Source organism: Streptomyces sp. MZ04, from assembly GCF_004684775.1.
In the GTDB taxonomy this organism is placed as follows: Bacteria; Actinomycetota; Actinomycetes; order Streptomycetales; family Streptomycetaceae; genus Streptomyces.
On the sequence record NZ_SRIC01000264.1, the window covers coordinates 1 to 11,164 of the forward strand.

Sequence of the window (11,164 nt, forward strand, 5' to 3'; positions counted from 1 at the left end):
GGTCGGGGAGACCAGCTCCGGGCGCTGCAGGGCCCGCGCTGAACCTGCGCAGCCCCGCCCATCGCACCGAGCGCGAGCTGCTCAAGCTGGCCCTGCAGCGCCCGGAGCTGGTCTCCCCGACCTTCGACGCGTACGGAGTGGACGAGTTCACCGCGCCGCCGTACGCCGCCGTGCGCCGCTGCGTGGAGGAGGCGGGCGGCGCCGACGCGGGCATCGCCGAGCCGCAGGCCTATCTGGCGCGGGTCCTGGACGCGGCGCCCGACAACTCGGTGCGCGCCATGGTCACCGAGCTGGCCGTGGAGGCGATCCTGCGCAGATCCGTCGACGAGATGTACGCGGGCATCCAGCTCGTCCAGGTCAGGCTGCGCGCCGTCGACCGCCGCATCCGCGAGGTCCAGGGCAGCCTGACCCGCCTGGGCGGCCAGGGCGACCCGGCGCAACTGACCGCCGTACAGAACGAGTTGTGGGTCCTCCAGCAGTACGCCCAGGCGCTGCGCGAGCGAGGCGCGGAGGCCCTTTAGGGCTCGCCCCGGACGCCCTTTAGGGCTCGCCCCGGACGCCCTTTAGGGCCCGCCCCGGACGCCCTTTAGGGCCCGCCCGGACGTGCTTTGGGGCCCGCCCCGGATGCGTTCCGAGGTTCACCCCTGACGGCTCCGGTTACCCGTCGGGTAACCACCCGGTCACGGACCGGACTCAAAAAGTCACCGCACGCCCCTCGTGGCGGCCGTGTGTCGTGCCCCACACTGGGTTGCGGTGCCTGAGTCCTCGGAGCGCGGCCGGCCCGCAGACAGCGAATGCGGATCCGGTACACCCGCGGTTCCACACATCGTGTTCGGGACGGACAGCGGCGAGGCCGTGGAAGCCGATCCCGCTGTACCGCTGCCGCACGCCTCAGCAGCGATCATCATGGAGGTCGCCCCCGTGCAGACCCAGACCCTCACACAGAGCCAGACCGCCGTGCCCGCGGAAGCGGGGGCGGAAGCCGGCGCGGACGTCATAGCGGCCGTGCCGCCGCAGAGCCGCGCCGCGCGGCACCCGGAGACGGGTCCCGCCGGCACGGAGACCCCGGACGCCCCGGAACCCGCCGAGGCGCTCGAACCGGACACGGGCGAGCTGCCCCCGGCGCCCCGCGGCCGCACCGACACCGGCGGCCCGTCGTCCGACCTGTTCCGGCAGTACCTGCGCGAGATCGGCCGCATCCCGCTGCTCACGGCGGCGGAGGAAGTGGAGCTCGCCCGCAGCGTCGAGGCCGGTCTCTTCGCCGAGGAGAAGCTGCGGCTCGCCCCCGACCTGGACTCCCAACTGGCGCTCGACCTGGACAAGTTGGTGGTCGCCGGCCGGATGGCCAAGCGCCGCCTGATCGAGGCGAACCTCCGCCTGGTCGTCTCCGTCGCCAAGCGGTACGTGGGACGCGGCCTCACCATGCTCGACCTCGTCCAGGAGGGCAACCTCGGCCTGATCAGGGCCGTCGAGAAGTTCGACTACGCCCGGGGCTACAAGTTCTCGACGTACGCGACCTGGTGGATCCGCCAGGCCATGTCGCGGGCCCTCGCCGACCAGGCCCGCACCATCCGCGTACCCGTACACGTCGTGGAGCTGATCAACCGCGTCGTGCGCGTCCAGCGCCGCATGCTCCAGGAGCGTGGCTACGAACCCACGCCCGAAGAGGTGGCGGCCCACCTGGACCTGCCGCACGAGCGGGTCAGCGAAGTCCTGCGCCTGGCCCAGGAACCGGTGTCGCTGCACGCGCCCGTGGGTGAGGAGGACGATGTCGCGCTCGGCGACCTCATCGAGGACGGCGACGCGACAAGTCCCGTGGAATCAGCGGCGTTCCTGCTGCTCCGCGAGCATCTGGAGGCGGTCCTCTCCACGCTCGGCGAGCGCGAACGCAAGGTGGTCCAGCTCCGCTACGGCCTCGCGGACGGCAGGCCCCGCACCTTGGAGGAGATCGGCCGGATCTTCGGCGTGACCCGAGAACGCATCCGCCAGATCGAATCCAAGACCCTCAACAAGCTGCGGGACCACGCGTTCGCGGACCAACTGAGGGGTTACCTGGACTGAGGGGGCGCGCCCCGAAGGGGCGCCCCTGTCCTCCCCGACGGCGCTAGTCGACTTCGGCGACGGCCTCAGCGAACTGGGCCTTGTACAGCCGCTCATACGCCCCACCGGCAGCCAGAAGCGCATCATGCGTCCCCTGCTCCACAATGTCCCCGTCCTCCATCACCAGGATGGTGTCCGCATCCCGGATCGTGGAGAGCCGGTGCGCGATGACGAACGAGGTCCGCCCGTGCGCGAGCCGAGCCATCGCCTTCTGGATCAGGACTTCCGTCCGCGTGTCCACGGAACTCGTGGCCTCGTCGAGAACAAGGATCACCGGGTCGGACAGGAACGCCCGCGCGATCGTGATCAACTGCTTCTCGCCCGCGCTCACCCCCGTGCCCTCGTCGTCGATCACCGTGTCGTAGCCCTCGGGAAGCGTCCGCACGAAGCGGTCCGCGTGGGCCGCCCGCGCCGCCTCCTCGATCTCCTCGCGGGTGACGTCCTTGGCCGCTCCGTACGCGATGTTCTCCGCGATGGTGCCGCCGAACAGCCAGGTGTCCTGGAGCACCATGCCGATGCCGGACCGCAGTTCGTCGCGCGACATCCTCGCGATGTCGACCCCGTCGAGCGTGATGCGCCCGCCGGTGACGTCGTAGAACCGCATCAGGAGATTGACCAGGGTGGTCTTGCCCGCGCCGGTCGGGCCGACGATGGCCACCGTGTGACCGGGCTCGACCTTCAGGGACAGGTCCTCGATGAGCGGCTTGTCCTTGTCGTAGCGGAAGGACACATGGTCCATCTCGACCTGCCCGCGCAGCTGATCCGGACGCTCGCCCGGCATCGGGTCCGCCTCCTGCTCGTCCGCGTCGAGCAGCTCGAAGATCCGCTCGGCGGACGCGACACCGGACTGCACCAGGTTCGCCATCGACGCGACCTGCGTGAGCGGCATCGAGAACTGCCGCGAGTACTGGATGAAGGCCTGCACGTCGCCGATCGACAGCGCGCCCGACGCGACCCGCAGGCCACCCACCACGGCCACGAGGACATAGTTGAGGTTCGAGATGAAGAGCATCAGCGGCTGCATGGCCCCGCTGATGAACTGCGCCTTGAACCCGGCCTCGTACAGCGCGTCGTTCTGCTCGGCGAAGGCCTTGGCCGACTCCTCCTGACGCCCGAACACCTTCACCAGGCTGTGCCCGGTGTACATCTCCTCGATGTGCGCGTTGAGCTTGCCGGTGGTCTTCCACTGCTGCACGAACTGCGGCTGCGACCGCTTGCCGACCTTCGTGGCGACGAAGAACGACAGCGGCACGGTGATCAGCGCCACCAGCGCGAGCAGCGGCGACACATAGAACATCATCACCAGTACGCCGACGATGGTGAGCAGCGAGTTCACCAGCTGACCCATGGTCTGCTGCAGCGTCTGCCCGATGTTGTCGATGTCGTTGGTGGCCCGGCTGAGCACCTCACCGCGCTGCCGCTTGTCGAAGTACGACAAGGGGAGGCGCGACAGCTTCGACTGTACGTCGCCGCGCAGCCGGAAGACGGTCCGGTTGATGGCGAGGATCGAGAGCCGCGTCGCCACGGCCATCAGCAGCCCCGCCACCAGGAACGTGCCGAGCGCGAGCAGCAGCACCTCGCCGACGGCGCCGAAGTCGATGCCCTGGCCCGGCGTGAAGTCGACCCCGGAGAGCATGTCGGCCATGCCGCCGTCGCCCTTGTCCCGCAGGTTCTCGATCGCCTGGTCCTTGGTGACGCCGGCCGGCATGTCGCGGCCGACGATGCCCGCGAAGAGCAGGTCGGTCGCCCTGCCGAGGATCTTCGGGCCGAGCACGCTGAGCGCCACGCTGAGCACGCCGGCGGCGATCATCCCGTACATCGTGGTGCGCTCGGGCCTGAACTGCGCCAGGAGCCGCTTTCCGGACCCCTTGAAGTCCATGGACCGGGAGTCCGGCCCCATCATCTGTCCGCCCGGACCGGCCATTACGCGGCCTCCGCTTCCGTCAGCTGGGAGAGCACGATCTCCCGGTAGGTCTCATTGCTCTCCATCAGCTCGTGATGGCGCCCCGTCCCCACGACCCGGCCCTCGTCGAGGACGACGATGCGGTCGGCGTCCCGGATCGTCGACACGCGCTGGGCGACGATCACGACGGTCGCCTCGGCGGTCTCGCGGGACAGGGCGCTTCTGAGCGCCGCGTCCGTCGCGTAGTCGAGGGCCGAGAACGAGTCGTCGAAGAGGTAGATCTCCGGGCGCTGGACCAGCGTCCGCGCGATGGAAAGGCGCTGGCGCTGACCACCGGAGACGTTCGTGCCGCCCTGCGAGATCGGCGCGTTGAGCTTCTCCTCCAGGCCCTCGACGAAGTCCTTGGCCTGGGCGACCTCGAGGGCGTGCCAGAGCTCCTCGTCCGTGGCGTTCGGGTTGCCGTAACGGAGATTGGTCGCGACCGTGCCCGCGAAGAGGTACGGCTTCTGCGGGACCAGGCTCACGGTCTTGGCGAGCAGCGCGGGCTCGACGGTGCCCACGTCGACGCCGCCGACCAGGACCTGCCCCTCGGTCGCGTCGATGAGCCGCGGTACGAGGCTGAGCAGCGTCGATTTGCCGCTGCCGGTCGATCCGATCACCGCGGTCGTCTCGCCGGGGCGCGCGACCAGGTGGATGGCCTTGAGGACGGGCTCCTCGGCGCCGGGGTAGCGGAAGCCCGCGTCCCGGATCTCCAGGTGGCCGTGGCTGAGCAGTTTGCGCACCGGGTCGGCCGGGGGCACCACGCTGCTCTCGGCGTCCAGGACCTCCTCGATGCGCTCGGCGCAGACCTCGGCGCGCGGCACCATCATGAACATGAAGGTGGCCATCATCACGGACATCACGATCTGCATCAGATACGCGAGGAACGCGGTGAGCGCCCCGATCTCCATGCCGCCGCTGTCGATGCGGTGCGCGCCGAACCACACCACGGCGACCGACGAGATGTTCACGACGGTCATGACGATCGGGAACATCAGCGCGAGCAGCTTGCCGGTGCCGAGCGACACGTCGGTCAGGTCGGTGTTGGCCTGCCGGAAGCGGTCCTTCTCGTAGTCGTCGCGCACGAAGGCGCGGATGACGCGGTTGCCGGTGATCTGCTCGCGCAGGACCCGGTTCACGGTGTCGAGCCGCACCTGCATGGTGCGGAAGAGCGGGCGCAGCCGCTTCACGATGAGGCTCACGCAGATCCCGAGGACGGGCACGACCGCGACCAGGACACCCGAGAGCGGTACGTCGAGGCCGAGGGCCATGATGATGCCGCCGACGCACATGATCGGCGCCGACACCATCAGCGTGAACGACATCAGGACCAGCATCTGCACCTGCTGGACGTCGTTCGTGGTCCGGGTGATCAGGGACGGTGCCCCGAAGTGGCCCAACTCCCGTGCGGAGAACGACTGCACGCGGTCGAAGACGGCGGCCCGGATGTCGCGGCCGAGCGCGGCGGCGGTGCGGGCGCCGTAGTAGACGGCCCACACGTTGCAGACCACCTGGACGACGGTGACGGCGATCATGAGACCGCCGAACGACAGGATGTAGCCCGTGTCCCCCTTCACGACACCCTCGTCGATGATGTCGGCGTTGAGCGTGGGCAGATACAGCGAGGCGCAGGTCTGCAGGAACTGCAGCAGCACCAGCAAGGCGATGGGCTTTTTGTACGGGCCCAAGTGGGCCCGCAGGAGTCGTATGAGCACGCGGGTCTCTCGAGAGGCGTGGGCGGGTTTCTGGCGTGGGCGCCCCTATCCTCCGGTACTGCACCGGGGTGCGTGCAACCGATTAAGCCATGACCCGGTAAAAAGTTTGCCTGGGTCAATAAGTAGGTACGTCCCCGCGGGTGCGTCGTGGCTTGTCGCGCCCACGCGGCGGAGCCGCACATGTCACAGCCCCGCGCCCCTTCGGGGCGCTCCTCCCCGGCGCCCTCAGGAACCGCTCGCCGCGAGTGCCCCCGGGTGTGACTGCTCCCGCACGGTCCGGTACTGCTGGCGCACCGCCTGGCCCACGGCCAGTTCCTCGCCCGGCTCGAAGACCTGCGCCGACGCCCCCTGCCAGTGCGGCAGTTGCCCCGTCAGGGCCCAGGCCGCCTGGCGTGCCGCGCCGATCGCCGTGTAGTCCGCGGGCTGCGGCACCACGACCTGCGTACCGAGCAGCATCGGCGCCGCCGCCTGCACGGCCGACAGCTCGGCCGCCGCGCCGAGCAGGAAGACCCGGCGCACCTCCACACCGCGCCCGCGCAGTACGTCGAGCGCGTCACCGAGCCCGCACAGCATGCCCTCGAAGGCGGCCCGCGCCAGATGCTCGGGCCGCATCGACTCCCGCCGCAGCCCGGTCAGCGTGCCCGCCGCATGAGGCAGATTCGGCGTCTTCTCGCCCTCCAGATACGGCAGCAGTACGAGCCCGTGCGCACCCGGCGTCGACTTCATGGCCAGATCGGAGAGCCCTTCGAGATCGGCAACCCCCAGCATCTCGGCGGCGCCCCGCAGCACCCGCACCGCGTTCAGCGTGTGCACCACCGGCAGATGCATCCCGGTGGCATCGGCAAGGGAGGTGATCGTCCCGCTCGCATCGACGAGCGCCTCGTGATGCACGGCCATCACCGACCCCGAGGCCCCCAACGAGACGACCGCGTCGCCCTGTTGGACCCCGAGCCCGAACGCCGCCGCCATCGTCTCGCCGGTCCCCGCCGAGATCAGCAGCCCCTCGGGAGTGGTCCCCGCCACCTCGGCGGGGCCGATCACCTCGGGCAGCATCACCTGGTGCCCGAGCGCGAGTTCGACGAGATCAGGGCGGTACGCCCCCGTCGCCGCCGACCAATAACCGGTCCCGGAGGCCCCGCCGCGGTCGGTCGTGCGCCGTGCGGGACGGCCGAGGAGCTGCCACACCAGCCAGTCGTGCGCCTGCATCAGCGAGGCGACGCGCTGCGCCGCCTCCGGCTCGGTCCGCGCGAGCCAGCGCAGCTTCGTCACGGGCTGCGCCGCCTGCGGCACGCACCCGACGGCCTGCGCCCAGGCCTCGCGGCTGCCGAACCCGTCGATCAGATCGGCGGCGGCGACCTGCGCCCGCCGGTCGTTGCCGACGAGCGCGGGCCGGACGGTGTTGCCGTGCTGGTCCAGGGCGATCAGGGCGTTCGGCTGCGCGGCCACGCCGATGGCCTGCACGCCCTCGAGCAGCCCGCCGCCCGCGGCCTCGCCGAGCGAGAGCAGCCAGGCCTGGGGATCGACGTCGGAAGGCCGCCCTCCGCTCTCACTCTCCAGCGGATGCGGGGCATGGCCCTGCCTGAGTACGGCGCCCGTGTCCGAGTCACAGACCACGATGCGCGTGAAATCGGGCGAACTGTCCAGCCCAGCGACTATCCCCATGGGGGAATTCTGCCGCACCGCGCACCGTGTCCCGTACCGCAGGCCCCAGCCGGCGCTCCGGCTAGGTGTTGCTGGTGCCCCAGTCGTCCTCGACGGGGGACTGCCCCCGCTCGCGCAGCGACCGCACCCGGTCGGCCACGGAGTCGGGCACCCGGTCGCCGACCTTCTCGGACACCGAGTGGAAGGCCTTGCCCGCCACATCGCGGCCCTGCTGGCTCGCGGACTCGACGGTGTTGCGCACGGCCGGGTTCTGCGCGAACTCGCGGGCGGACTTCTTCAGCTGCTCGTAACGCTCGCGTCCGGCCCGGGTCCCGAGCACGTACCCGAGAGCCAGTCCCGCCACGAATGTGAGCCGGTAGCGCATGGCTGCCACCCTTCCCTTGCGTCGGAGGGGGATACCGATTGGCGGAGCACCCCCCTGCTTGCGCTAATGTATGTGTCGCAGCGAGGGACCGCCGCCCGGGAATCCCCAGGTAGGTGACATCGTTGCGAACGAGACGATCCCCTGTAGCTCAATTGGCAGAGCAGCCGGCTGTTAACCGGCAGGTTACTGGTTCGAGTCCAGTCGGGGGAGCTCGGTCTCCTGTAGCTCAATTGGCAGAGCAGCCGGCTGTTAACCGGCAGGTTACTGGTTCGAGTCCAGTCGGGAGAGCTGTGAGAAGGACCCCTGAGACTCCTCTCAGGGGTCCTTTTTTCTGCCCGGTGGAACCATGCGGGCAGCACTGCGGTCCTCATGGTCGAGCGATGCCGACCATCCGAAGCAGGAGATCGTATGAGCGGCTATGCTGCGGCAGACGGCGCGCACAAATGTGCGCGACGCGCCGTTAGGGGCGGTAGCTCAGCCGGTTAGAGCAGCGGACTCATAATCCGTCGGCCGTGGGTTCGAGTCCCACCCGCCCCACCATGTGTTGCCCCTGCAGGATCGTTTTATGCAGGGACGACGTGCGGCCCCCACCATCGGAGGGGGCCTTTTTGGTGTCCTGGAGATCGTTGGCCGGCCCGTTGCTGGGAGATGCGCACGGTCGGGCCATGCGCATCTCATGCACGTCCGGTGACAGACGAACGATGTCCGTGCCCACGAACACTGCCATCGTGGAAGGGACGAGGCACCGGGAAGGTGGCCTGAACACCCCGGCCGTCCGGACACCCCGGCCGTCCGGACACCCCGGCCGTCCGGCGCCGCCCCAGCGCTGCGAGGCATCCGCCCAGGAAGGAGAGCGCGCGCCCGCCCGGGAGGCTTTTCGTGGACAAGCGTTACGAGGTGTACTGCCTCACCCACCCGCATTTCTACGATGCGCCGCACCACGGCCGGACGCGTGGCCGCTTCCCGCAGGCCGGGCGTCCGCTCCCCACATCGTGGGCGCGCGAGGAACTCGACGAGTGGCTGGTCTGCCGTCCCACCGACGTGGTGCTCCCGCCGCAGGGCTGGAAGATCCACGTCTCGGCGTGCCCGGACAACGCGGAGTCGATCCTGGAAGCGGTGTGGGCCTACCGCGTCCCGCGCCGCATCGCCTTCAAGTTCCTTCCCGGCATGGATGCCCTGTTCCTCGCCAACACGAAGTACGCGCATCGCGGGTCGAGCGGGAAGTTCGTGACGGTCTACCCCGTGGACGAGGCCCAGTGCGCGTGTGTGCTCACCGGGCTGGGAGCCGTCCTCGACGGCAGACCGGGACCGCACATTCTCAGCGATCTGCGCTGGGGGGGGGGACGGTCCCCTCCATGTCAGGTACGGGGCCTTCGCCGACCGGTACTGCGTGTCGGCCGACGGCGTACTGGAGCAGGCGGTGTTCAGGTGGTTGCGGACCGTTCCCACGGACAGCGAAAGCCGGTCGGCGATCTCACGCGTCGGCGTGCCGTCCCCCGCGAGGCGCAGAATCTCCAGCTCCCTACAACAGAGCCCGGGTGACGGTCTGTTCGTTCCCCGGTGCCTCCCCGACCACCTCGATGTCCTCTTCGGATGTCAGCAGGGCCGCGAGTGCCCCGCGCACGAGGTCTGTCTCCTCGACGAGAAGAACACGGATCACATCGCTCCCGCCCGGCCGTACGGGGCCTCCGTCATGCCAAGCGCTCCCGGTCACTCCGACGGCGCCGTACGAAGTATGTGCGGTGGTCACCTATTTGTCCGGAGCCGCCCCGCCCCTCCGACGCCGCCCGTCAGCCCAGGCCGATCTCTGATCAGACCGGCGACTGCCAGGTCAGGGTCGTGCCCGTGGCGCCGTCCTCCGTCGCCCCGTCGTCGTGCACCGTGAGCCGTACGCCGCTTCTGCCGTCGGGCAGGGTGGCGCGGGCGTCCACGACGACGTCGATGCGGGAGCAGTCCTGGCGCTGGGACGCGGCGGCCAGGGCGCGGCGCAGGGCCGCGAGGAGCTGGGTGCCGACCGGATCCGTGACCTTCGTGTCGACCGGTCCCGCGAAATGCACCGACGGCTGGAAACCGAGCACCGCGGAGGCGCCCGCCGCCTCGCGGAGCACCTTGCCGCGGAACGTCGTCGGGGCGTCGGCGGGCGGCTGCTGGAGGGCGAAGATCGCCGTACGCACTTCCTGGATGGTCGACTCCAGTTCGTCCACCGCCTGGTCGAGGGTGGACTCCACCTTCGGTGAGCCCGCCCTGCGCCGGGTCGACTCCAGCATCATGCCGGTCGCGAAGAGCCGCTGGACCACGAGGTCGTGCAGGTCTCGGGCGATGCGGTCGCGGTCCTCGAACACCGCCAGGCGCTGCCTGCTCTGCTGGGCGTCCGCCAGGACGAGCGCGAGGGCTGCCTGCGAGGCGAACTGGGTGGCGAGCAGCCGCTCCACCGAGGTGTACGCGCGGGCGCCGCGGGAGCGGGGCAGGGCGAGCGTCCCGATGAGCCTGCCGCCCGCCTGCAGCGGCAGCATCATGCTGGGGCCGAAGCGGGTGCGGACGTGGGTGGTCATCCGGGGGTCGGTCGCGGAGTCCTCGATGAACACCGGCTCGCCGCCGAGCAGTTGTTCGAGGACCGCGCTGCCGGGCTCGATGGTGGTGCCGATGAGGTCGCTCTGGCGGGACTGCAGGGACCGGGCGGGCGCCGTCCGGGGGGCGTCGTCCTCCGTCGCCGCCGCGACGATCCGCATGCCGCCCTGGTCCGTCGGCTGCAGGATGACCGCCGCCGTGGCGTCCGCGAGGATCCTGGCCTGTTCCGCCACCGTCATCAGCGCGTCCGCCGCGGGCTCGCCGGTCAGCAGGGCGGTGGTCACCGCCGCCGCGCCGTCGATCCACCGCTCGCGCTGCCTGGCCGCCTCGTACAGGCGGGCGTTGCCGATCGCGATGCCCGCCTGGCTGGCCAGGACCCGCAGGAGCTGGAGGTCCTCCTCCGTGAAGGGGCCGCCGCGCTTCTCGGTGAGATAGAGATTGCCGAACGCCTCGTCGTGGACGTGGATCGGTACGCCGATGAAGCTGTGCATCTCCGGATGCCCCGGCGGTACGCCGCACGAGCGCGGGTCGGCCGTCAGGTCGTCGATGAGCAGCGGCCGGGGGTCGGTGATCAGCGCGCCGATGAGGCCCGTGTGGCCGTCCGGGAGGCGGCCGATGCGGTCCCGTTCGGCCTCGGTCAGGCCCGTCGTGAACAGGTCGGTGACCTTGCCGTGCGCGGGGTCGATGACGCCGAGCGCGCCGTACCGGGCGCCGGTCAGCTCGGCCGCGCCGGCCACCAGGTGCTGGAGCGTGGCGTGCAGTTCGAGATCCGTGCCGACGCCGAGCACCGCGTCGAGCAGCGGGTCGAGGGGG

6 protein-coding genes, 3 tRNA genes and 2 pseudogenes are annotated in these 11,164 nt (G+C 70.3%); 5 read left to right on the forward strand and 6 right to left on the reverse strand.

Annotation, left to right across the window (positions count from 1 at the left end; all coding sequences use genetic code 11):
• Both E2651_RS34735 and E2651_RS34740 read left to right on the forward strand, forming a co-directional pair.
• Window positions 1-521: pseudogene (locus E2651_RS34735) on the forward strand (DNA primase); the annotation flags it as partial.
• A 232-nt stretch (window positions 522-753) separates the two neighbouring features.
• On the forward strand, window positions 754-2,061 hold the full coding sequence (locus E2651_RS34740) for an RNA polymerase sigma factor (RefSeq protein WP_135335246.1): 1,308 nt from the start codon (window positions 754-756) through the stop codon (window positions 2,059-2,061).
• Between the two features lie 43 nt (window positions 2,062-2,104).
• Here E2651_RS34740 and E2651_RS34745 read toward each other — a convergent pair whose 3' ends face one another.
• From E2651_RS34745 to E2651_RS34760, 4 genes are all read right to left on the reverse strand, one after another.
• Complete coding sequence (locus E2651_RS34745) at window positions 2,105-4,024, reverse strand: ABC transporter ATP-binding protein (RefSeq protein WP_135335247.1); 1,920 nt, start codon at window positions 4,022-4,024, stop codon at window positions 2,105-2,107.
• Window positions 4,024-5,757, reverse strand: a complete 1,734-nt coding sequence (locus E2651_RS34750) for an ABC transporter ATP-binding protein (protein ID WP_135335248.1) — start codon at window positions 5,755-5,757, stop codon at window positions 4,024-4,026. Before E2651_RS34750 ends, E2651_RS34745 begins: the two co-directional genes overlap by 1 nt.
• A gap of 225 nt (window positions 5,758-5,982) precedes the next feature.
• Complete coding sequence (locus E2651_RS34755) at window positions 5,983-7,419, reverse strand: FGGY family carbohydrate kinase (protein WP_135335249.1); 1,437 nt, start codon at window positions 7,417-7,419, stop codon at window positions 5,983-5,985.
• Window positions 7,420-7,480: 61 nt separating this feature from the next.
• Window positions 7,481-7,783 carry a YtxH domain-containing protein gene (locus E2651_RS34760; protein ID WP_135335250.1) on the reverse strand — a complete coding sequence of 101 codons (303 nt, stop codon included), beginning with the start codon at window positions 7,781-7,783 and terminating at the stop codon, window positions 7,481-7,483.
• A 137-nt stretch (window positions 7,784-7,920) separates the two neighbouring features.
• On the opposite strand from E2651_RS34760, the gene E2651_RS34765 reads away from it, so the two are divergent.
• From E2651_RS34765 to E2651_RS34775, 3 genes are all read left to right on the forward strand, one after another.
• A tRNA-Asn gene (locus E2651_RS34765) sits at window positions 7,921-7,993 on the forward strand.
• A 5-nt stretch (window positions 7,994-7,998) separates the two neighbouring features.
• Window positions 7,999-8,071 (forward strand) — tRNA-Asn (locus E2651_RS34770).
• Between the two features lie 175 nt (window positions 8,072-8,246).
• Window positions 8,247-8,323 (forward strand) — tRNA-Ile (locus E2651_RS34775).
• A 931-nt stretch (window positions 8,324-9,254) separates the two neighbouring features.
• Here the strand turns inward: E2651_RS34775 and E2651_RS46230 are convergent.
• Window positions 9,255-9,301, reverse strand: a pseudogene (locus tag E2651_RS46230) (hypothetical protein); the annotation flags it as partial.
• Between the two features lie 293 nt (window positions 9,302-9,594).
• The coding region (locus E2651_RS34790; protein ID WP_348541686.1) for a GAF domain-containing protein at window positions 9,595-11,164 on the reverse strand (1,570 nt) is incomplete at its 5' end.